Here is a 22,066-nt window from a genome sequence, read left to right on the forward strand (position 1 = left end):
TGCGTCACCCATAGCGGAACGGGTCCTCGGCTGGAGGCTCAGTAGAAGGCGTCGGTTGGGGAGTGGTGGTTGTCATGACTTCACGTCCAGGCAAGCGGGAGGAAGCACCCGGATCACCTACACTCATCCGCGCCAATCCGTCCTATCCGCGACAATCCGCGTCCCATTCGCACCCATCCAAGCGAGCGGGAGGAAGCACCCGGATTACCTACACTCATCCGCGCCAATCCGTCCCATCCGTGGCAATCCGCGTTCCATCCGCACCCATCCAAGCGAGCGGGAGGAAGCACTCGGATACTCACCGATCCGAACGGATGACCACGGATCATCCGCCCCCATCCGCGGCAATCCGTTCCACCCGTGGCGATCCGTGTCCCATTCGCCCCCATCCGCGACAATCCGTCCCATCCGTGGCGATCCGTGTCCCATTCACACTCCCCCATGGCAATCCGCGTCCCATTCGCGCCACCTCTCCAGCGGTCATCTACTTTGGCATCGCCTTGAGCGCCAGATAAGCCGGGCGTGGACTCCAGTCGCCATTGATCACGCCGTAGCTTGCCTGTTCGTGCAACTCATTGCCCTGAGCGCGCCATGGGACGGCGAAGTTGAGCTGCCACAGGAACATGCCGGTCATCCAGGGAGAGTAGTTCGTGCGCGCCATCTCGTATGCGCGCACAATATACTGCGCCTGTTTTTCAAACGAGATCTGATTGCCAAAGCCATACCCTGGCGTATTGTTGCGCGTCGCCCATCCAAATTCCGTCACCCACATCGGCATATCCCCCAACCCGGAACGCACCATCAGAGCACGCACATCCTCAACGCGGCGGAAGTAGAACTCGCGGCTATTCGTCCATCCCGGTCCCGGTCCCGGATTGTCGGGCCAGAAAGTATCGGGCGGGTTGGCGGCGCCGCCGGGATGGACGCCAACAATATCGACATTCGCGCGGAAGCGCGAGTCGGCGAACATCTGCTGCAAAAAGACCAGGTCGCTGACGGCGATAGTCGGTGCGTTCGTCTCGGTGCTCGACGGCGCGCCAGAAACGATCAGCGCCGCCGGGTCATTCGCCTTGATCGCCTGCGACGCCTGCACCAGCATGTCCATGTAGAAAGACGCATTCGGCACACGCCCGCCATTCTCGACCGCCAGGTTCTGCTCGTTCCAGATTTCGTACGCCTGAACCTTACCGCGGTAACGTTTTGCCATTTCGCCCATGAAAGAAGCGAAGGTGCCGAAATGCTCGCGCGACGGCAGACCATTCCTGCCGTTGGGCGTCGCCCATGAAGGCGCCGCGACGACGCTCAACAAGACCTTCACCCCCTCCCGATGGCAATCTTCGACGATAGTATCGAGTTCACCCCAGTAGATCGCGCCAGAACGGTCGTGCAGATCCATCCAGCGCACCTGCTGGCGCACCCAACCAAAGCCGCTCTCTTTCACCAAACGCAGCACACGCGGTCGATCCTGCCACGAGGTTGACCCCTGACCGTACAGAATCACGTTATACCCGTAGGCAAAATCGCTCGCAGGCGGCGGTTGCGGTTGATCAGGCGCAGTTGCGCCGGGGATGAATGCCGGGGCGCCTTGATGATGCGCATCACGATATTCATTGCCGAGGAGACCAAGCAGAATGCGGTAGCGCGGATCAGGCTCGTCGGGATGCCATTCCATGCGCTGCCGCTCGAAGTACTGCACCCAGTAGACATTGCCGTCCGCCTGGTTCACTTCCTGAAACTGTTCGGAAAGGGGACGTCCAAAGACCGCCAGGCCGCCGTTGTTGAGCCAGAAACTGCGGAATGGCGCCGGCGAATTGCGCAGGGTATGGCGGGTGAACTCGTCCCACGTGCCGTCGCGCGGGTCGGGAACCGGCTGGAACGGCGCTTCGCTCTCGCGGCCCTTCACGATTTCCGTGCCCAGCAACCGCCCAAGGATATAGTAGGGGGTCCCGTAGTTTTCCGGGTGCTCTTCGAGAATGGCGCGTTCAAAATACTGCACACGGTAATACTCACCGGGATTCGTAAAGCTTTCCTCGATGAATGGCGCCGAAATCGGATAGCCGAGCACAAACAGAGCATTCGGCGTCCGTTCCCAGAAGGAGAGGAACGAATTCACCGCCGTGTGCCCGGTTTCCGGGAAGAGGCGCGCCCGAAACGGCGGTTGCGTCGGCGGCACTTCTTCCGGGCTGCGCGCCGCCGCCTGAGTGCGCAATGGCAACAGCAGCGCGCCTGCCAGCACGATCAGGAGCAACAATGAGCAATATTTACGGGCAGGCATAAGGTTCTCCTTCTCAGGACTAATCCTTCGGCATCCGTTGCAGCGCCAGATACGCCGGGCGCGGACTCCAGTCGCCGTTGAGGATGCCAAACGACGCCTGTTCGTGGAGCGGATTCCCTTCACGCTGCGCCCAGGGTACCGCAAAGTTCAGGTTCCACAGGAACATCGCTCCCATCCATGGCGCATACTCGCGTCGCCCAATCTGAAAGGCGCGCACGATCCACTCCGCCTGTTGCTCGAACGAAATCTGATTGCCAAATTCATACCCCGGCGTGTTGTTGCGCGTCGCCCAACCGAATTCGGTAATCCACATCTGCCGGTCGCCAAGCCCGAACTGCAACGCCAGTGCACGGTAATCCTCGACGCGGCGGAAATAGAACTCGCGGCTGGTCACAAAATTCGGTCCTGGACCAGGACGGTCGGGCCACATGCTGTCGGGCGGATTCGATGTGCCGCCGGCGTGGACGCCAATCGCATCAACCACCTGACGGAAGCGCGGGTCGGCGAACATCTGCCGGAAGAACGCCAGGTCGCTGATGGCGATATTCGGGTTGTTGGTCTCGGTGGCGGCTGGCGGACCCGACACCACGATGGCGTAGGGGTCGTTCGCCTTAATCGCCCGCGCCCCCGCAACAAGCACGTCCATGTAGAGCGCCGCCGACGCGACCCGTCCACCATTTTCGACTGCCAGGTTCTGTTCGTTCCAGATCTGATAGGCGCCGACCCTGCCGCGGTAACGTTTCGCCATCTCGCCCATGAAATAGGCGAACTGATCGATATTCGCGCGGTTGGGCAATCCGTTGCGTCCGTTGTCCGTCGCCCAACCAGGAGCGGCAACGACGCTGATGAACAGTTTCACGCCCATTTCGTTGGCGTCGCGCACGATGTCATCGAGTTCTTCCCAATAGATCGCACCGGAGCGGTCGTGCAGGTCCATCCAGCGCACCTGCTGGCGCACCCAACCGAAGCCGCTGTTCTTCACCAGTTGCAGAACGCGCTTGCGGTCCTGCCAGGGTTCGCGATCCTGGTAGAGGTGCGCATTGTAGCCGTAGATGAATGGGCGCGGCAGCGAGCGCGCATCGTCACGGGGGGCGGGAGTGAACGCCGGATTATTACGATGATTGGCGTCGCGGTACTCATTGCCGAGCAGACCAAGCAGAATGCGATATCGCGGATCAGGTTCGTCGGGATGCCACTCCATGCGCTGCCGCTCGAAGTATTGCACCCAGTAGGTTCTGCCGTCTGCCTGATTGACCTCCTGAAACTGCTCGGAGATCGGGCGACCGAAGACCGCCAGACCGCCGTTGTTGAGCCAGAAATTGCGGAACGGCGCCGGCGAGTTGCGCAACGTATGGCGCGTTACACTGTCCCACGTGCCGTCGCGCGTGTCGGGAACCGGTTGGAACGGCGGTTCGTTCTCGCGCCCCTTCGCCAGTTGCGTTCCGAGCAGGCGCCCAAGGATGTAGTAGGGAGTGCCGTAATTTTGCGGGTGCTCTTCGAGAATGGCGCGCTCGAAATATTGCACGCGGTAGTACTCGCCGGGGTTGGTGAAACTCTCTTCAATGAACGGGCGCGAAATCGGATAGCCGAGCACGAAGAGCGCATTCGGCGTGTTGCGCCAGAACAACTCGAACGAATTGACGGCGGAATGACCGGTCTGCGGGTAGTACTCGGCAAGATAGGGCGGATAGGTATCGGGCACCTCGGAGGGGCTGCGCGCCGCAGCGCTACTCTGGCGGGGCCAGGCGACCATGCCGACAACGATGGCGGTCAGGGTCGCCAGCGACAGAAGGCGGAGCATGGCGGTCTTCGACAGCTGGAACATACACTCCTCACACTTGTCACATAACACGATTTCAACCAGTGCCCAGGCACAAGTATAGCCTCAGTGCCTGATGAGTTCCTGATACACGAGTGATGGGGATGTTACCAAACCATGACTCTTCATCAGTCCGCTGGCTGGCGCCAGAGACAATGATGAAGCAGCGCCTGGACACGCGGATACCTGCGCCAGAACGCCGCTATCGCGGCAATTCCTCGAGCGTCACACGCAGCGCCTGGACTGTATTCTCGCGCCAGATCTCGATCTCAACCTCTTCGCCGACCTGATGCCGCGCCAGGATGCGCAACAGTGGATGTTCTTCGTCGATACGCTGGCCGCCAAGCGACAACAGAATATCGCCCGGTCGCACCCCTGCTCGCTCCAACCCCGATCCTCGTCCGACTCCTCGAAGAAACAACCCATAATCGACCGGCAGGTTGTACCATGCTGCCAGGCGCGGCGTGATCGGAACAAACTCGATTGGCAGGTAGGGACGCGCCACCCTGCCGCGCGTAATCAATTGATCGGCAACATAGCGCACCGTGTTGCTCGGAATCGCAAACCCGATCCCTTCCGCCTGCTCTGTGCCGCCGCGAATAATGGCCGTGTTGATCCCGATGACCTCACCATCGAGGTTGACCAGCGGACCGCCGGAGTTCCCACGATTAATCGAGGCATCGGTCTGGATCAGGTCATCCAGCACAACATCGCGCGTCTGAAGCGAGCGACCAAGCCCACTGACCACGCCAATCGTCACTGAATTGCGCAAGTCTCCCAGCGCGCTGCCAATAGCGATCACCCATTCCCCCGGTTGCACGGCGTCGGAGTCTCCCAAACGCGCCGCAGGGTAGGCGTCGCCATCGATCTTGACCAGCGCCAGATCGCTGAACGGGTAATCGCTTCCGACCAGTTGCGCCGGTTGCTGCCGACCATCGGCGAGAATGACATACAACTGACGCGCGCCCTCGACAACGTGATAGTTCGTGATGATATACCCGCGCGCATCGATGATGACACCCGAACCACGGGCAGGCGGCGGCTGAAACGTGCCGAAAAACCCACCCTGTGACGGCAACTGTGATACCACCGTCACGACCGACGGACCAACCTCGCGCGCGACGCGCGCTGGCGCCAGGCGCACCGGATCACCGGCGCCCACAGTCGGCTGAAGTGGAGGAGGGGTCGGCGGCGCAGGAGTGGCAGATGGCGCCAGAGCCGCCTGGTCCGCCAGCGGACGCGCAATGAAGAACCAGATCAGCGCACCGCCGATCATCACGCCGACTATACCGCTCACCAGGCTCAAAGCGCCAATGAGGGCATACGTCAGACAGGGGGAACGCTTCTCGGCAGTGCGGTTCTCCATAACGCGGCACAGCACTCGACCCGGAGTCGCATATGAGGAGCGACGCTGACTCTCGACGGCGGTATTGTAGAGGAGAGCCGCTACTGCGTCAAGCGCGACGATTGCGGGCTGCCCGGCGCAGGATCGACGGAAGACGCCGCAACCGTGGCAGAGGCTGACGGCAACGATTCATCGACTGTGGAAGGAACGATGATCATGGTGCGGCGGGCGCGCTCATAGAAGAACTGGGCAATCGACGCAATGACACCAGCGACCGGGATGCCAAAGAGGACTCCCCATCCGCCGGCAACGGTTCCGCCGAGGAGCAGTGCGGCAAAGACGAGTAGCGGATGCAGTCCGATGGCCTGCCCGACGAGGCGCGGCATGATCACATTGAACTGCACCTGCTGCACCGCCAGCAACACCAGGACCAGCCACCCTACCCGATCCGGCACAAACAGAATGGCGAACAACGCCGGAGGAATCAGCGCAAAAAATCCGCCTACGAGCGGAATGAATACCAGGATCGCGGCAATCACGCTGGCAAGGGCAATGTCGCTCAATCCGAACAGCGCCATTACAATCGCGTTGGCGATGCCATAGAGCAGCGAGTTGACAAACTGCGCGCGCATAAAGCCGCCAAACACGCGATCAACAACGGCAAACAGACCGTCCATCTCATCGTGCCAGGATCGGGGAAGGAGCATAATGAAACTCTTGCCAATGCGCGGACCGTCGAGCGTAATATAGAAACTGAGGATCAGCACCAGGAAAATATTGAACAGCACCGTGGCGATGCTGCCGGCAATGCCAAGCGATTGCTGCAACATCGCACTGCCGATACCGGTAAGTTGCCGGGTAATGGCTTCGGGTTGAACGATGGCTGTCAGGTCGCCGCGAAAGCCGAACCGTTGCAGCCCTTCTTCCAGCCGACCGATCCACCGGACAACCGATTCGACCGTGGTCGGCGCCGATCCGGTCAACGTCGTCAGTTGTTGCGTAATTGTCGGCACGAACGACAGAATGACGACCAGGAGAATAGCGAAGAGCGCCAGGTAGATCAGCGCCACTGAGAGCACGCGCGACAGATGGCGCGGCGGAACCGGGACGCTGTGCGCGCGAATGGTAATCGTCGGCAGATCGAGCGCCGTCAAGTGCGACACCAGCGGTTGTAGCACAACGGCGATCAGCCAGGCAAGGGCGAAGAGAAGGAGCGGTGTGGCGAAAAAACTGACCACAACCACGGCGCGTTCAAACAGAAAAACCGCTGCGCAGACGATCAGCAGCCACAGTGCTACGGTTCCAAGTCGTCCAGATAACATAACGCCATTATACCATCAGAGGCAAGCGATGAGAGGGGTGAGGCGAGAGGCGAGAGGCGAGAGGGGGGCGAGGGGCGAGGCGAGAGGCGAGAGGCGAGAGGCGAGAGGCGAGAGGGGTGAGGCGCGAGGCGCGAGGCGCGAGGTGAGAGGCGAGAGGCGCGAGGCGCGAGGTGAGAGACGCGAGGCGCGAGGCGCGAGGTGAGAGGCGCGAGGCGCGAGGCGCGAGGTGAGAGGCGCGAGGCGCGAGGCGCGAGGCGCGAGGTGAGAGGCGCGAGGCGCGAGGCGCGAGGTGAGAGGCGCGAGGTGAGAGGCGCGAGGCGCGAGGCGCGAGGTGAGAGGCGCGAGGCACGAGGTGAGAGGCGCGAGGCGCGAGGCGCGAGGCGCGAGGCGAGAGAGGCGAGGGGCCCGGCAATGGCGTAGCGCGAGATTTATCTCGCGTTTGTGGTGAGGCGCGAGGCGCGAGGCGCGAGGCGCGAGGCGCGAGGCGCGAGGCACGAGGTGAGAGGCGCGAGGGGGGAGGGGCCCGACCATGGCGTAGCGCGAGATTTATCTCGCGTTTGTGGTGAGGCGCGAGGCGCGAGGTGAGAGGCGCGAGGCGCGAGGCGCGAGGTGAGAGGCGCGAGGCGCGAGGCGCGAGGTGAGAGGCGCGAGGCGCGAGGCGAGAGGCGCGAGGCGCGAGGCGCGAGGCGAGAGAGGCGAGGGGCCCGGCAATGGCGTCGCGCGAGATGTATCTCGCGTTTGTGGTGAGGCGCGAGGCGAGAGGCAAGAGGCGAAGGGCGAGAGGTGAGCGGGGAGAGGCGAGCGGGGAGCGGGTCCCGACCATGGCGTCGCGCGAGATTTATCTCGCATTTGTGGAGAGGTGAGAGGCGAGAGGGGTGAGGCGCGAGGCGAGAGAGGCGAGGGGCCCGGCAATGGCGTCGCGCGAGATGTATCTCGCGTTTGTGGTGAGGCGCGAGGCGCGAGGTGAGAGGCGCGAGGCGCGAGGCGAGAGAGGCGAGGGGCCCGGCAATGGCGTAGCGCGAGATTTATCTCGCGTTTGTGGTGAGGCGCGAGGCGCGAGGCGCGAGGCGCGAGGTGAGAGGCGAGATGAAAGTAGTTCAGATTGGAGAATGGTTAAGCAACGCCCCTAACCCCTGACCCCTGCACATCCACCTCTGCCAGCGCCGTGTAGCGGGGTCCTTCGGGGCGCAGGTCGCTACGAAACAGCACGACACGCTGAAGATCCCACACATGGTCGGAAGGGAGTTTGAGGGAGCGAAGCGCGGCGCCAAGGCGCTGCTGCTGTTCCGCCGACGCATCGCGGCGCACCCGCCCCAGGGTCAGATGCGGTCGAAACGGTCGAGGGTCAGGTTGAAACCCAAGAGAAGGCAGTCGACGCGCCAGTGCATCGTACCACACACGCAGGTGCATCTCTCCTTCCGCCAGTCCGATCCAGATGACCTGCGGACGTTGCAGGTTGGGAAAAGCGCCGGGAGCGCCAAGTTGTACGCGCACCGCCTGTTGCCCGGCGAACGCCAGCATCAGTGCAACTCTCAAATGCGCCACCTGATCGCCTGAAACATCCCCCAGAAACCAGAGCGTCAGGTGCATCGCGTTTGGTTCCACCCAGCGCACCGGCGGTTGATCGCGCTTGAGCCGCTGTTGCAGCACTGTCAGCTCTTCGCGGAGAGCATTGGGCAGTTCTACCGCAATGAATAAACGGCAGGTCGCTGTATTCATTTAACCTTTCCACTCACGCCTCTCGCCTCTCGCCCCGCTCGCCTCTCGCCCCGCTCGCCTCTCGCCTCTCGCCTCTCGCCTCACCCCCTCTCGCCCCTCGCCTCCTCCCTACCTCGGTGTCATATTATCGCGACTGAGGAACGCCTGACTGTCGAACGGCTCTTCCCCATCACGCGGGCGCGCGCGCGCGTATGAGCCATCGGGCATGAGAAGGCGCGCCCGCGACGTATCGCGCATATACACATCGAGCAGATGACGGATCTCTTCCTTCAACCCCGGCGACTCAACAGGAAACAGTGTTTCGACACGGCGATCAAGGTTACGTTCCATCAGATCGGCGCTGCCAAGGTAGATGTCCGGGTTGCCGTTATTCCCAAAGTAGTAGATACGACTATGCTCCAGGAACCGCCCAACGATGCTGCGCACAGTAATGCGCTCGCTCAAACCGGGCACACCGGGACGCAGGCAGCAGATGCCACGCACAATCAACTCAATCGTCACACCCGCCTGAGAAGCGCGATAGAGCAGATCGATCATTTTCTTATCGACGATTGAATTACACTTGAAGATCAAATGCGCCGGTCGTCCTGCCTGCGCATGGGCAATCTCGCGCTCGATCAACTCTGCCAGACACTCGCGCATACTCACCGGCGCGACGAGCAGCTTGCGGTAGCGCCGCTGGCGTGAAAAGCCGGTGAGATGATTGAACAACTCCGAAACATCGGCAGCAATATCGGTGCGCGCCGTCAACAGCCCAAGGTCGGTATAGATACGCGCCGTTGTGGCGTTGTAGTTGCCGGTTCCAAGATGGACGTAGCGACGCAATCCATCGTGTTCGCGGCGCACGATCAGCGCCAGTTTGGCGTGCGTCTTCAATCCCACCAAACCATAGACCACGTGAACTCCTGCCCGTTCGAGTTGTTTTGCCCAGATAATATTGTTTTCCTCATCGAAGCGCGCCTTCAACTCGACCAGCACCGTCACCTGCTTATCCTGCTCGCGCGCATGCATAAGCGCCTTCACAATCGGCGAATTCGACCCGACGCGGTACAGTGTCTGCTTGATCGCCAGCACATTCGGGTCTTCGGCAGCCGCCTGGATCAGCGCCACCAACGGCTGAAACGAATGAAAGGGATGGTGCAGCAGAATGTCGTGCTGGCGAATTGCTGCGAACAATTCCTCAGTACTGCGTGCATGCTGCAAGGGCGCCGGCAGGATGGGATAAAACGGCGGGTCCTTCAGATCGGGGCGGTCGATCTTCATCAACTGCACGAGATCTGACAGTCCGAGCGGTCCACGCATCTCATACACATCATCGGGCGTCAGTTTCAGATGATTGAGCAGCAGATTGCGCACCCGTTCGGGCATATCGTACTGCACCTGTAAGCGCACGACGGCGCCAAAACGTCGTTGTCGCACCCCTTCTTCGATCACACGCAGGAGATCGTCGGCTTCCTCTTCCTCGATCTCCATGTCGGCGTTGCGCGTAATGCGGAACAGGTAACACTCGACGATCTCCTCGCCAGGGAAGAGCGACGAGACGTTGGCAGTGATGACCTGTTCGAGCCATGTGAAGCAGTGGCGTCGCTCCGGCGGAACATCATCCGGCGTATCACAGTGACCACCCTCAATTGGCACAAAACGCGGCAGAACGGCCGGCACCTTGACGCGCGCAAAGAGTTCACCTTCCTCCGGGTCGTTGATCACGACTGCCAGATTCAGGCTCAGGTTCGAGATATGCGGGAACGGATGCGCCGGATCGATCGCCAACGGCGTCAGCACCGGAAAGACTTCGCGTTCGAAATACTCGGCGCATTTCGCGCGCTGCTCCGGCGTCAGTTCGTGATAATCAAGAACGTGGATGCCCTGTTGACACAGTTTGGGTCTGACATCGTCGAGCCAGCATGCGCGGTGCTGTTCCACAAGTGGAATCACCGCGCGGCGAATAGCAGCCAATTGCTCGGCTGGGGTCATTCCATCCAGCGAACGACTGACGACACCGGCAGCGACCTGTTGTTTCAAGCCTGCCACGCGGATCATGAAGAACTCGTCGAGATTCGTGCTGAAGATCGACAGAAACTTCACCCGCTCTAGCAATGGATGGCGCTCATCCATCGCCTCTTCCAGCACCCGACGGTTAAATTCAAGCCAGCTGAGTTCTCGGTTGAAATACGGCGAAGCAGTGGCCAGATTCGTCATATCATGCTCGATTGTTTCAAACTCAACACTTGCCATCGCAACGTCCTTGTTGCATCAGTGCGTTCTTCCTCCCTCACAACCGGCGCCCGCCTGCACACTTTTCTGCTTTCAACCTGCACCATTCAACGCATCACACGCCTGCGAGCGTGCGCAGCATTCTCTATCCATCACAAGAGCAGTATGGTCAGTATACCATCGTGAGTAGCACAAGTGCAACCGTCAGATGAAAAGATTGTATACAAATGCTCCTCTATATCTCATTGACACATTTGCATACAAGCGTTTATGATTGCAGTATCGCCGGATTGTGACCAAACTGTTCTGAATGTGCCCGGTATGCGGGTGCGTTCATGGCTATTTGTCGCCATCGATGCTGGAGATAGTGCGCGCTTTCCACAGCACGGATTACATCGGCAGCAACGATCACAAAAGGAGGTATGCCGCATCAGACGACGGCAACAACCATCGGACATTGGACGAGCGGACACGATACAGGAGCGGCATACACGACGACGACGCGGAAAACAATACAGCGAGGTGAACCGAATGAGACAACGATCGCTTTTTGTAAGGGCGCTGCTTACCCTGATCGCAGGATGGATCGCATTGGGATTCGTCACGCCAGCAGCGGCAGTGGTGGTCACGCCAACAACTCCCGACGGTTGGGCGCCTGCCAATGTGCGCACCAATGCCACCGTCGCCATCACCACGGCGCAACCCCGTTCCGGCGCCGGTTCGCTCGAATTCACAACCAATACTATCACGCCAGGGCAGGATAAGGCGGACTATGAGAAAACGTGGACTCCGACCGACTTTCCGGCACGCACACTATCCGGGCTGACGGCGCTGAGCTACGAGTATTACCGCGACAGCAGCAGCACAACCCTTGCCCATCTGGCGCCGGTGTTGCGGTTGTATGTAGTAGATGTCACTCCCACTTCGCCAACCTTTGGCAAATACGCGCTCCTGATCTGGGAACCGGCGTACAATGGAACAACGCCAACACCGCCGGTCCCCACCGATCAATGGATCACCCAGGACATCCTGAATGGCAAGTTTTGGCTGTTCGTGCCGTCTGGTCAATCCATCCCCAGCGGTGTGGTTCAGAACTACAATGTGACGCTCAACGACTGGATCACCGGTTCGCCGGTCGGTCAACCGGGCGATCCGGCGCCGATCAACATTGATGCCAATACGCTCGTGTTCGGTATCAATGTTGGCGTTGGCTCAGGATGGGGCGCGACGTTCCGCGGGTTCGTCGATAATGTGACGGCACGCTGGAGCAATGATGAGGTCCACGCCAACTTCGAGCCTGATCCGGCGTTCAGGTGCATCGACATCCTGCTCGACGACTTCAACCGCGCCAATACTACGAAAGGACTGGGCAGGAACTGGACCGGGGCCACCAACACCTACCGCATTGCCGGTAATCAGGCGCAACCGTTTACCACCGCCGGCACGATCTTCTGGAATGCACAACCGCGCGTCTTTGGCGCTGATCAGGCAGCGTGCGTCACTCTGGCGCAGATCGATCCGAACGGCAAGCACCATACCCTTATCCTGAAAGCGCAATCGGTCACCAATTACACGCGCGGCATGATCCTGGTCAGCTACGATGCCACATCTCAGCAGGTCATTGTCGAGACCGTCGAGCCGGGACAGTCGGGATGGACGACGCGACTGAACGTTCCGGTCGTGTTCAACCATGGCGACGTGCTCGGCGCGCAGGCGCTGGCGGACGGATCGGTGAAGGTGTATCGGAACGGTGTGCAGATCGGAACAGCGACGACCTCGCCCTTCTTCGTTAATCGCGGCGGGCGGATCGGCGTTTGGTTCCATCAGACGTCAGGGGCGCTTTTTGACGACTTTGGTGGCGGGAATACAACGCCATAATCGAAATGACAGGCGCCGACAGGCAGACCAAGGCGATGCCTTGGTCTGCTCTATATGGGCTACAGTGCAGAGCGTGTCGGACCATCGACCTTATACGCTGCACCAGACGGGCTTCCGCGACCTGAACGCGGGCATCCCTGGAGGCGCAGGCGTCCCGCCCGCCCACCAAAAACGCGGGCATCCCTGGAGGCGCAGGCGTCCCGCCCGCCCACCAAAAACGCGGGCATCCCTGGGGCGCAGGCGTCCCGCCTGCCCACCAGGAACGCGGGCATCCCTGGGGCGCAGGCGTCCCGCCTGCCCACCAGGAACGCGGGCATCCCTGGGGGCGCAGGCGTCCCGCTTCATGCGTGCGCCTGTTCTCCGATCCCCGGTTGCGCAAGCAAGCGATTCGTGGTATAGTAGCAGCGGAACAATTTGACTCTGTAGCTCAGCGGATTAGAGCGCTTCCCTGCGGAGGAAGAGGTCGGGCGTTCGAATCGCCCCAGAGTCGCCAGCACAACAGGGGCGGCTGCCGGCTGGCGAGCCGCCCTTCATATAGCCCTCGAGATGGGGAGGTGACGGAGTGGTTGAACGTGCTCGTCTCGAAAACGAGTTGGGTCTGAAAGCCCACGTGGGTTCGAATCCCACCCTCCCCGCCACTTTTGAGAACCAGGAACTGAGAATCGGGACTTGAGGCAGTGCAGACCTCACAAGTCGAAATAGTCTTCCGCCTGCCCCTGAAATCTGGAACCGTTCCCATCCACCATAGACCGCGCCTGTGAGCACGCTGAATGTCCGCACCACTGGTTGATCGAGGTGGTCCCAAGCGCCGCAGACTCACCGGCAGCGTGTACCCCTGACCGCAACGCGCCACACGGCACGCGGAACATGCACTGCTGAACCCGCGACATCCAATCTTCAAACCCTCACGCCGCCGTCGACAGGCGCACCGGTTGAGCAGCGCGGCGTGGCAATGCCAGCAGTGCGATGCTCAACCCACCGGTTAGCGCCACCGTCAGCCACATAATGAAATCGAAGGTGACATGGCTCGCCAGCGGAGGGTGATACCCCAGCCCATAATCAACGCCGAACGCCAGCACGAACCAACCAACGACCGCAACACGCTGTAGAACGGTCACCTCACCCAGGCGTGTGGCAAACAGGATCCCCTCGCAGAGCAACCCGATATGCGTGACGAACAGGACCACCTCGAACGGATCAATGACGCCTGCCCCGGTCCACTGCCGCAGCCAGAACGCCAGCGTCCAGATGCCGTAGTGAATACAGGCGAACGCCGTCAACGCATAGAAGAAGGACCAGCGCCTCCCGGCGCGCATGCCGAAGAGCGCAATCGTGCCCAGAAACGCCGCCAGCGGGCAATCAGGAATGAAGAGCCACGCCCACAGCGGCGATGCCGCCAGCATCGGACCGTACCAGACCGCCGCGCCCCAGACCGCGCCGATCAGGTTGGCGATAACGCAGCTCCAGAAGATGATTGGCGTGCGCAGGATGAAATCGAAGAGCCAGTGTAAGAGACGGATCATAATGGTTATGCCCTTCCCTGATGCTCACAAAAACACAAAGATGCGAAGAAAGCCTGTTATCTGCAACGTTGCCGGCGTCCAGCCTGCCATCAATCTTCCTTCACCTGCAATCCATAACGTTCCCACAGAAGCGCCAGCGGTGCGCTGTACATGATTGCGCTCCAGAGACCGAATGCCTGCGACGCACGCGTAAGGGCGCCGGTGGCTTACCTTTACCTGCACCATGGTGCCACGTGTACGACGCGCCACACACCACATTCAACAATCAAGCGTTCAACCGTCCAACCGCAACCTTCGCACCGGCACACCGCCGACGAACGCACCCGGCGGTATATCGCGGTTGACCAGGCTCATCGCCGAAACCGTCGCGCCATCGCCAATGACCACACCGGGCAGAATCGTCGTATTGGCGCCAATCGTAACATCATGCCCGATCCAGACCGGACCCCGCCGCCATTCATGGCGGGTGAACTCGTGGCAGAGCACCGTCGAATGGTAGCCAATGATGCAGTTGTTGCCAAGCGTAATATCCTGGGGAAAGAAAATATCGAACATGACCATCAATCCGACCGACGCATACCTGCCAACCCGCACACCGATCAGGCGATACAGAACGTTTTTGAGCGCCAGCGACGGCGTGTAACGCGCAATCTGAATGACGACTGCATTGCGCGCAACCCGCAGATAACCGCCGGTGACCTGCGGAAAATACCAGAGCGCATTATGCGGACCCGGCGAGCGCGCGATCTGCAACCGTGACTTCCGTGTTGCAGACGTTCCCAGGCCATCAGGACCATCGGTTGAAAGCGGAGGAGCGTTTATTCCCGCAACTGGCGCCAGACGTTGCACCTGCGACGGCGCCGACCGGTGAGCGACATTCCTGAGCGTTTCGTCCATGCACTGCTACAAGACTTCGATCGCTACACTCAGAATCTGGTCGCCCTGTCGAATGGCGTTGACCACATCCATCCCGCTGATCACCTTGCCGAAGACGGTGTGCTTTCCATCAAGGTGCGGTTGCGGCGAATGGGTGATAAAAAACTGACTGCCGTTGGTGTTTGGTCCGGCATTCGCCATCGACAACACGCCAGTCTCGTGTTTGAGCGGATTCTTTTTTGGGTCCACCTCATCCTCGAACTTATAGCCGGGACCGCCACGCCCGGTACCGGTCGGGTCGCCGCCCTGAATGACAAAGTTGCTGATCACACGGTGAAAGACAACGCCGTTATAGAACCCCTCGTTTGCCAGGAAGACGAAGTTGTTGACCGTTTTCGGCGCATAGGCGGCGGCAAGGTCAATGACGATCTCGCCTTTGGAGGTCACCATGCGCGCGCGGTATTGGCGCTGCGGATCGATCTGCATCGGCGGGGGGGAAGACCATTGCTTAGGTGGCATCACACATTCCCTGTTCACTCGACAGAACGGCGCAACAACTGCCGCTCTGACATTCACAAACCATAGCGGTGAGAAAATTATAGCACAGGTGGTTGTGATAGCGCACAACGGACGAGAGGCGTACCTGTCCACAGTTGGGGGAAAGATGCCGCCGGTCACCCAAAACGGGGGTTCAGGGGCAGCCCCGAAAAGGAGAAGCGGCGGCGGAATGGTCTCAGCAAGCGCCAATGCACGGCGCCCCGCCGCCCCAGAACGCCGCACATAGCGCCTGCGCTCCTTCCGAGTGTGAACAGTTACCGAGAGGCGACGCAGAATCCGCGTGTGTCACAGCACGCCATCCACTCGCGCCGGATCTCGGCTATAATGAAAAAGATGACTTTACTGCAAAAAGCTGGAACTACGAAGGTCATAAAGGGACACAAAGGAAATACGCTTCATTTTTATTCACCTTCGTGCGCTTCGTGTCCTTTGTGGTTAAGCCTTTTTGCAGTGGATTCAAAAGATGCTCCGCAACCGCTCGATGATGCGGCATCACGAGGTTCGATGCAATCAATGGAAGCAACATGTTCGTACACACTTCGGAACGGCATGCTGGTGTTGTTGCGCGAGACGCATAGCGCTCCCCTTGCCACGAGTTGGCTCTGGTATCGCGTCGGCGCCCGCAACGAGACGCCCGGAATCACCGGAGTGTCGCATTGGGTCGAGCATATGCTCTTCAAAGGCACACCGCACATTCCAGGGCGCGACCTCGACCGCCTGATCGCTCGCAATGGCGGGACGTTCAACGGCTTTACCGCGCACGATTTCACCGCCTACTTCGAGACATTGCCCGCCGATCGAATCGATCTCGCTCTTCAGATCGAGTCCGACCGGATGATCAACACCCTGTTCGAGGAAGAAGAGATCGAACACGAGCGCACCGTTATTTTGGCGGAACGTGAGGGGCACGAAAATGACCCTGAGTGGTGGCTCAACGAAGCAGTCATGACCACTGCATTCCAGGTTCATCCGTACCGCAACGAGGTGATCGGTTCGCGCGACGATCTGCTGGCGCTCACCCGCGACCGCCTCGTGGCACACTATCAAACGTTCTATCGCCCGAACAATGCGGCGCTGGTGCTGGTGGGCGATTTTGATGCATCCTCATTGATGGCGCGCATCGAACGCTACTTCGGCGACCTGCCAGCCGGACCGCCGCTGCCGCCGGTATCATGGGTCGAACCAGAGCAGCAGGCGGAACGTCGCGTGGTGGTGCGCCGACCAGGACCGGCGCAGTATGTGCAGATTGCGTACCATGCAGTGGATTGCCGCAGCCCCGATTTTGCGCCGCTGCTCGTGCTCGATGCGGTGCTTTCGGGCGCTAAATCACCCGCGTTTAGCGGCGGCGCGCAGATGAATCGGAGCGCCCGCCTGTACCGCGCCCTGGTTGAGACACGTTTGGCTGCGTATGCCTCTAGCAGTTTCCGCCCTACTCGCGATCCGCATCTGTTCGAGTTTCATGCCATGGTGCAGGACAAGCATACTGCCGAAGAGGTAGAGCGCGCGTTGTTGGCTGAAGTTGCCAGACTTCAGGAGGATGGTCCTCGCCCTGATGAGATGATAAAGGTCATCAAACAGATGCGAGCGCAGATCGCGTATGCGCGGGAGAGTGTCACGAACCAGGCGCTGATGCTCGGTATGTGGGAGATGCTCGACTGCTATTCTCGCGCTGATACGCTGCTCGATGAGATAGCAGCGGTTCAGGCGGATGATGTCCGGCGCGTTGCGCAGACGTATTTGACGGAACGCCGGAGAACAGTCGGCTATTTTCTTCCGATCTAAACAGGTTCCGCATACCACATCCCACCGATAGCGGCTCGTCTTTTCACAGATAGGTAGTGGCTCTACACTTCAGAGTGGTTCGTGTATGAATCAATTTCCTGCCAACCGCGCCAGCACCATTGCAACTGCAATTCGCTATACGCTGCCGAACGGCATGGTAGCGCTGGTGCAGCGCAACCCGACCGCTCCAACGGTGAGTGTCTACGGCGAGGTGCGTGTTGGAGCAGTGCATGAGCCTGCCGCACAGAATGGTGTGGCTGCATTCACCGGCGCCGCATTGATCCGTGGCACACAGCGACGCAGCTTCCAGGAGATTGTCGCCACCACGGAAGCGGTTGGCGCAAGCGTCAACGCCGGCGGCGGTCTGCACGCCACCCATTTCGGCGGGCGATCATTGAGCGAAGACCTGGCGCTGATCCTCGATCTTCTGGCAGATATGCTGCGCACGCCCTCCTTTCCCGACGAAGAAGTCGAGCGCCTGCGCGGTCAGTTTCTGATGATGCTACGCGAATATGAGCAGGATACCTCGGTGCGCGCCTCACGCGCGCTGCGGTCGCTGATGTTTCCGCCAGCGCATCCCTACAGTCGCCTGAGCAGCGGCACGACCGAGACGATCTCGGCGTTGACGCGCGATGACCTGGTGCGTTTCCACACTCGCTACCACCCGGCAGTCACAACGATTGCCGTGGTCGGCGATATCGAACCGGCTGACGTCATCGATCTGATCGAACGGTTCTTCGGCGACTGGCAGGCGCCTGGAAATCCGCCCCACATGACGCTGCCCGACCTGCAACCGTTGCCCGATCAGCGGCGTGTCCACGTCGCCCTCGAAGGAAAGAGTCAGACGGACGTTATCTGGGCGGTCCATGGACTCGACCGCTGTTCGCCGGATTACTACGCCGCCAGCGTTGCCAATATGATCCTGGGACGCATCGGCATTGGCGGGCGTCTCGGCGAGCGGGTGCGCGAAGAACAGGGGCTTGCCTATTCCTGCGGCAGCAGCCTCGACGCCGACCTCGGCGCCGGTCCGTGGGCAGCGATGGCAGGGGTCAACCCCACACACGTCGAGCGAGCAATCGCGGCGATCATTGCCGAAATTAAACAGTTTGCCGCTGAAGGACCGACGGAACAGGAACTTGCCGATGTGCACGACTTTATGACCGGCAGCCTGGCGATCAGCCTCGAAACGAATGACAGCATCGCCGGGACGCTGCTCGGCATCGAACGGTATCACCTTGGTCTCGATTATGTCGAGCGCTATCCGTCGATCATTCGGCGCATCGACCGTGAGCAGGTTATGGATGTGGCACGTCGCTATCTGGCGACCGACAATTATGTCGTGGTGACTGCCGGACCGGCGGTGGGAGAGGAACACAATGAGCATAGTAACGGATGAGTTGTTGGTGGAGGCGTTGCTTGCGATTGAAGAGACCAATACACCAATGACGTTTAGCGAGATCGCCAAAAGCATCAGCAAACGACGTGGTGGCGTTCAACTGACAGATGATGAAATAGGGGACTTAAGAGAATGTCTCTACCAGAACGGGAACATGTACATCCTCTGGTCTGCCAAAGACCGAACCTGGACAATCACACCTGAAGGGCGCGCTTACGCACGTCAGATCAGCATTGAGCCTGAAGAGCTCGTGGACATTTCAGAAACTGATGAAGCGCTTGAGCCTAAAGGCGCGCCTTTCAATCCAGCACTGATCAAGGTCGATGTCGATCAGATGCATATCTATCACGCCCTTAAGCTTATTCGTGAGCAAAGACTCGTTCTTCAGCCAGAATTTCAGCGCAATTTTATTTGGGACGAAGTTCGTCAAAGCCGTCTTATTGAGTCTATTCTTCTTCGTATCGCGCTGCCAGCATTTTATCTTGATGCTCCGAGGGAAGACACCTACGTCGTCATTGATGGTCTCCAACGTCTGAAAACTCTCGACCGCTTTTGCAATGAAAAATCGCTCAAACTAACTGGTTTGGAATACCTGCGCGAGTTTGAGAATCACGGGTTTAGCGATCTCCCTTCCCATATGCGATCCCGCCTTGAAGAAACACGCCTCACGATGCACATCATTCGACCAGAAACCCCTTTGCAGGTCAAATTCATTATCTTTCGCCGTATCAATACTGGCGGTTTAGTCTTGACCAATCAGGAGATCAGACATGCGCTCTATCAAGGAAATGATGGACGCGCTTCTCGTTTGCTCAAGAACCTCGCTGAAAGCCCGGAATTTCTCGATGCGACTGATCGTTCGATCAGTCCGCGACGGATGGATGATCGTGAATGTGTTCTGCGTTTTCTTACGTTTGTGCGTTATCCATACGAGCAGTTCGGTCGAAACATGAGCGTTGGCGAACCGCCAAACCTTGATGGATTGCTGAATCGTACCATGGCAGACCTGAATGCACTGCCCTTTGAGGAACATGATAGGCTCAAAGAGGTGTTCCGCGATAGCATGTGTAAGGCGCATCTCGTATTCGGTCGCCATGCTTTTCGCAAGATATACGGACGCAATCAGAAACGTCAACCGATTAGCAAACCGCTTTTCGAGGTCTGGAGCACACTGCTCCGCGATTGGCCAATCGAAATTCTGGAACAGCGCCGTGAACAATTAATCGATGGTTTTATCGAAATTATGCAACATGATTTTGACTTCATCAAGTCTATCTCATATGGTACAGGAAGCGTAAGGGCAGTTAAGTATCGCTTTGACCGAATCAATAGAATGCTTCGAGAAACTCTGCGATGATCAAGACAATTCATCTCCATAACTTCAAATGCTTTGGAGACCAGAGCATTCACTGCGCTCCTCTGACCATTCTCACAGGCGCTAACGCTACTGGAAAGTCGAGCGTCATTCAGGCGCTCCTTCTGTTACGCCAATCACACCAACGCGATACTCTGCGTGATGGCGTCCTTCTTTTGAATGGTTCGCTCGCCACTTTAGGGACAGTAACCGATATTTTCTACCAAAACGCCCAGGATAACGATCTCTCGATCGAAATTGAAGCGTCTGAAGATATAAGATTCAAGTTTATGTTTGAGCGAGGCGAGCCGACACAGCGCGTACTTAGAGGTCAATCCCTACAGCACTACGAAGCGATTAATCTTTTCTATCCGCAGTTCAACTATCTCAGCGCCGAACGTCTTGGTCCTCGAACAATCTTTCAGATGCCAGAAGACGAGCATGAATCGCACAATGTTGGTATTCATGGCGAGTATGCCGCATTTGTTGCCGGTCGCAACCAGCAGGAGTTAATAGCCAACGAAAACCTGGCATATACTAATGAAGAGACTGGTGAAACACGTCGCGAGCTCTACCAACAAGTGCGATACTGGATGCGGCAAATCTTTCCTGGCTTCGAATATGCTATCACAGTGCTAACGGATGCTGATCTGGTGCAAACCATGTTCGGCAATTTGCCAGGTCAGAGATTGGTGCGTCCCACAAACATTGGGTTTGGTTTGATCTATACCCTGCCCGTTGTCGTCGCCGCTCTGGTAGCGCCCACAAACTCGCTCCTGATTATTGAAAATCCAGAAGCGCATCTCCATCCTTTCAGCCAGTCGATGCTCGGTCGTTTCCTGGCATGTATTGCAGCAACTGGCGTGCAGGTTATCATTGAAACTCATAGTGACCATATTCTCAATGGAATCAGGATTGCTGTGCGCAAAGGTGCATGGGGACGTCGAATTGCAGCAGGGCACATATCCATTCAGTTTTTTATTCCTGGTGATGAGACACGACCACATCGCGTCGACACGCCGACCATTTACGCAAGCGGTGGTATTATGCCATGGCCCATCGGTTTCTTTGATCAGTTCGACGCCGATCTCACGGAATTACTATGATTCGCGTTTTCTTCAATAGTCAGTCGTGCAATTCTCAGGCTCCAAGCCAACACGATGCCGGAATATTGCTCAACCAGATGATGGAAACCGTAGAACAGCTGGATGCAATTGAGAGATCAGATCATGACTCTATTCTCACAAATCGTGATCCCCATGTACGCGACAACCTTCATGGGTACTATCGAGACGGACCTTTTGAAAGTCAGCGACTGACCGCTACACACACCTTCAAGGATATTGTCAGATACTGGCTAAATCATTTGCGAAACTCGCCTGATCTTGCACTGGATCGCTTTCGCAAATTTACCCTACACCTGACAAGTTTACCATTAGCATCAGAAGTTTTCTCTAGCGTTAATACACAGTGGCAACGTGTTGACAATAATGAAGACATATCATGGACAGCTTTGGGCTATGCAGCTCATTTTACGTCGCTGGTATGCGAGGCAACCGGCGGTGGCGCAGCGGTTGTCAGCATTAGTGGTATCGCAAAGTACGACACGATGGCAATCGAGGTACAACGCTTGCATACTGATGAGCGTCGCCTGGTTTGGAATGTGGCGCATCCCGATCACGTTATTGCTCAACGACGCTGGTACGAAGCTCATCGAAAGCACCTGCCAGATCCGACACTACAAGGGTATGTCTCAGCAATGGATCTGAGTGACGAGGAAGCCCAGCAAGTTCTTGATCGGGCTGTCGAGATTAAGGGGAGCGTCGCCTCTTCGCACGCTATAGAGGATTTATTTACATTTTTTCCTTTCATGGACATCGAGGTAATAAAAGAATGTATCACGGTTACCGCGTCGATGATCCTCGCCAAATACGCACACGAATGGTAGATATTTGCAATCGCCTTTACAAGGATTTGCAATGGGAAGAATTGGCGCCATAACCAT

At 58.5% G+C, this 22,066-nt stretch carries 16 protein-coding genes and 2 tRNA genes; 8 read left to right on the top strand and 10 right to left on the bottom strand.

All coding sequences use genetic code 11. The features are described from left to right. Positions 1–204: 204 nt before the first annotated feature. The 7 genes from RCAS_RS25320 to ppk1 all read right to left on the bottom strand — a co-directional run bounded on the left by RCAS_RS25320 (position 205) and on the right by ppk1 (position 10,715). Entirely contained in the window at positions 205–429 is a 225-nt protein-coding gene (locus tag RCAS_RS25320; RefSeq protein WP_157042693.1) for a hypothetical protein, read from the bottom strand. Between the two features lie 55 nt (positions 430–484). After that, on the bottom strand, positions 485–2,275 hold the full coding sequence (locus tag RCAS_RS18270; RefSeq protein WP_012122007.1) for a cellulase family glycosylhydrolase: 1,791 nt from the start codon (positions 2,273–2,275) through the stop codon (positions 485–487). Positions 2,276–2,294: 19 nt separating this feature from the next. Continuing rightward, entirely contained in the window at positions 2,295–4,100 is a 1,806-nt protein-coding gene (locus RCAS_RS18275) for a cellulase family glycosylhydrolase (protein WP_012122008.1), read from the bottom strand. Positions 4,101–4,296: 196 nt separating this feature from the next. Continuing rightward, positions 4,297–5,460, bottom strand: coding sequence for a S1C family serine protease (locus tag RCAS_RS18280; RefSeq protein WP_012122009.1), 1,164 nt, complete (start codon positions 5,458–5,460; stop codon positions 4,297–4,299). An 80-nt stretch (positions 5,461–5,540) separates the two neighbouring features. Beyond that, positions 5,541–6,761: an AI-2E family transporter gene (locus tag RCAS_RS18285; protein WP_012122010.1), complete on the bottom strand. Its 1,221-nt coding sequence runs from the start codon at positions 6,759–6,761 to the stop codon at positions 5,541–5,543. Between the two features lie 1,113 nt (positions 6,762–7,874). Further along, a complete protein-coding gene (gene thpR, locus RCAS_RS18290) occupies positions 7,875–8,480 on the bottom strand; it encodes an RNA 2',3'-cyclic phosphodiesterase (protein ID WP_012122011.1) in 606 nt (201 codons plus the stop codon). 108 nt (positions 8,481–8,588) lie between these two features. Continuing rightward, complete coding sequence (ppk1, locus tag RCAS_RS18295; protein ID WP_012122012.1) at positions 8,589–10,715, bottom strand: polyphosphate kinase 1; 2,127 nt, start codon at positions 10,713–10,715, stop codon at positions 8,589–8,591. A gap of 510 nt (positions 10,716–11,225) precedes the next feature. Here ppk1 and RCAS_RS18300 point away from each other — a divergent pair. The 3 genes from RCAS_RS18300 (at position 11,226) to RCAS_RS18310 (ending at position 13,210) form a co-directional block, all read left to right on the top strand. Beyond that, positions 11,226–12,572 carry a hypothetical protein gene (locus tag RCAS_RS18300; RefSeq protein ID WP_012122013.1) on the top strand — a complete coding sequence of 449 codons (1,347 nt, stop codon included), beginning with the start codon at positions 11,226–11,228 and terminating at the stop codon, positions 12,570–12,572. A gap of 416 nt (positions 12,573–12,988) precedes the next feature. After that, positions 12,989–13,065 (top strand) — tRNA-Arg (locus tag RCAS_RS18305). 55 nt (positions 13,066–13,120) lie between these two features. After that, positions 13,121–13,210, top strand: a tRNA-Ser gene (locus RCAS_RS18310). Between the two features lie 267 nt (positions 13,211–13,477). On the opposite strand, the gene RCAS_RS18315 is transcribed toward RCAS_RS18310, so the two are convergent. From RCAS_RS18315 to RCAS_RS18325, 3 genes are all read right to left on the bottom strand, one after another. Then, complete coding sequence (locus tag RCAS_RS18315; RefSeq protein WP_012122014.1) at positions 13,478–14,095, bottom strand: DUF1405 domain-containing protein; 618 nt, start codon at positions 14,093–14,095, stop codon at positions 13,478–13,480. 273 nt (positions 14,096–14,368) lie between these two features. Further along, positions 14,369–14,992, bottom strand: coding sequence for an acyltransferase (locus RCAS_RS18320; RefSeq protein ID WP_012122015.1), 624 nt, complete (start codon positions 14,990–14,992; stop codon positions 14,369–14,371). Between the two features lie 6 nt (positions 14,993–14,998). Then, positions 14,999–15,490 carry a peptidylprolyl isomerase gene (locus RCAS_RS18325; protein ID WP_012122016.1) on the bottom strand — a complete coding sequence of 164 codons (492 nt, stop codon included), beginning with the start codon at positions 15,488–15,490 and terminating at the stop codon, positions 14,999–15,001. Positions 15,491–16,042: 552 nt separating this feature from the next. Here RCAS_RS18325 and RCAS_RS18330 point away from each other — a divergent pair. The 5 genes from RCAS_RS18330 (at position 16,043) to RCAS_RS25325 (ending at position 22,009) form a co-directional block, all read left to right on the top strand. Next, complete coding sequence (locus RCAS_RS18330) at positions 16,043–17,311, top strand: M16 family metallopeptidase (RefSeq protein WP_012122017.1); 1,269 nt, start codon at positions 16,043–16,045, stop codon at positions 17,309–17,311. An 85-nt stretch (positions 17,312–17,396) separates the two neighbouring features. Beyond that, positions 17,397–18,707 (top strand): M16 family metallopeptidase, encoded by a 1,311-nt coding sequence (locus RCAS_RS18335; protein ID WP_012122018.1) that lies wholly within the window; start codon positions 17,397–17,399, stop codon positions 18,705–18,707. Continuing rightward, positions 18,688–20,064, top strand: a complete 1,377-nt coding sequence (locus RCAS_RS18340; protein ID WP_012122019.1) for a DUF262 domain-containing protein — start codon at positions 18,688–18,690, stop codon at positions 20,062–20,064. Before RCAS_RS18335 ends, RCAS_RS18340 begins: the two co-directional genes overlap by 20 nt. Then, positions 20,061–21,167, top strand: coding sequence for a DUF3696 domain-containing protein (locus tag RCAS_RS18345; protein WP_012122020.1), 1,107 nt, complete (start codon positions 20,061–20,063; stop codon positions 21,165–21,167). The genes RCAS_RS18340 and RCAS_RS18345 overlap by 4 nt, the downstream gene beginning before the upstream one ends. After that, positions 21,164–22,009: a hypothetical protein gene (locus RCAS_RS25325; RefSeq protein ID WP_157042694.1), complete on the top strand. Its 846-nt coding sequence runs from the start codon at positions 21,164–21,166 to the stop codon at positions 22,007–22,009. The genes RCAS_RS18345 and RCAS_RS25325 overlap by 4 nt, the downstream gene beginning before the upstream one ends. The last annotated feature ends 57 nt before the right edge of the window (positions 22,010–22,066 follow it).

This window comes from Roseiflexus castenholzii DSM 13941 (genome assembly GCF_000017805.1).
Lineage (GTDB): Bacteria > Chloroflexota > Chloroflexia > Chloroflexales > Roseiflexaceae > Roseiflexus > Roseiflexus castenholzii.

Coding starts and splice junctions, on each gene's coding strand:
- RCAS_RS25320 (WP_157042693.1), bottom strand. CDS start 429: ATGGGACACGGATCGCCACGGATGGGACGGATTGTCGCGGATGGGGGC.
- RCAS_RS18270 (WP_012122007.1), bottom strand. CDS start 2,275: ATGCCTGCCCGTAAATATTGCTCATTGTTGCTCCTGATCGTGCTGGCA.
- RCAS_RS18275 (WP_012122008.1), bottom strand. CDS start 4,100: ATGTTCCAGCTGTCGAAGACCGCCATGCTCCGCCTTCTGTCGCTGGCG.
- RCAS_RS18280 (WP_012122009.1), bottom strand. CDS start 5,460: ATGGAGAACCGCACTGCCGAGAAGCGTTCCCCCTGTCTGACGTATGCC.
- RCAS_RS18285 (WP_012122010.1), bottom strand. CDS start 6,761: ATGTTATCTGGACGACTTGGAACCGTAGCACTGTGGCTGCTGATCGTC.
- thpR (WP_012122011.1), bottom strand. CDS start 8,480: ATGAATACAGCGACCTGCCGTTTATTCATTGCGGTAGAACTGCCCAAT.
- ppk1 (WP_012122012.1), bottom strand. CDS start 10,715: ATGGCAAGTGTTGAGTTTGAAACAATCGAGCATGATATGACGAATCTG.
- RCAS_RS18300 (WP_012122013.1), top strand. CDS start 11,226: ATGAGACAACGATCGCTTTTTGTAAGGGCGCTGCTTACCCTGATCGCA.
- RCAS_RS18315 (WP_012122014.1), bottom strand. CDS start 14,095: ATGATCCGTCTCTTACACTGGCTCTTCGATTTCATCCTGCGCACGCCA.
- RCAS_RS18320 (WP_012122015.1), bottom strand. CDS start 14,992: ATGGACGAAACGCTCAGGAATGTCGCTCACCGGTCGGCGCCGTCGCAG.
- RCAS_RS18325 (WP_012122016.1), bottom strand. CDS start 15,490: ATGCCACCTAAGCAATGGTCTTCCCCCCCGCCGATGCAGATCGATCCG.
- RCAS_RS18330 (WP_012122017.1), top strand. CDS start 16,043: ATGGAAGCAACATGTTCGTACACACTTCGGAACGGCATGCTGGTGTTG.
- RCAS_RS18335 (WP_012122018.1), top strand. CDS start 17,397: ATGAATCAATTTCCTGCCAACCGCGCCAGCACCATTGCAACTGCAATT.
- RCAS_RS18340 (WP_012122019.1), top strand. CDS start 18,688: ATGAGCATAGTAACGGATGAGTTGTTGGTGGAGGCGTTGCTTGCGATT.
- RCAS_RS18345 (WP_012122020.1), top strand. CDS start 20,061: ATGATCAAGACAATTCATCTCCATAACTTCAAATGCTTTGGAGACCAG.
- RCAS_RS25325 (WP_157042694.1), top strand. CDS start 21,164: ATGATTCGCGTTTTCTTCAATAGTCAGTCGTGCAATTCTCAGGCTCCA.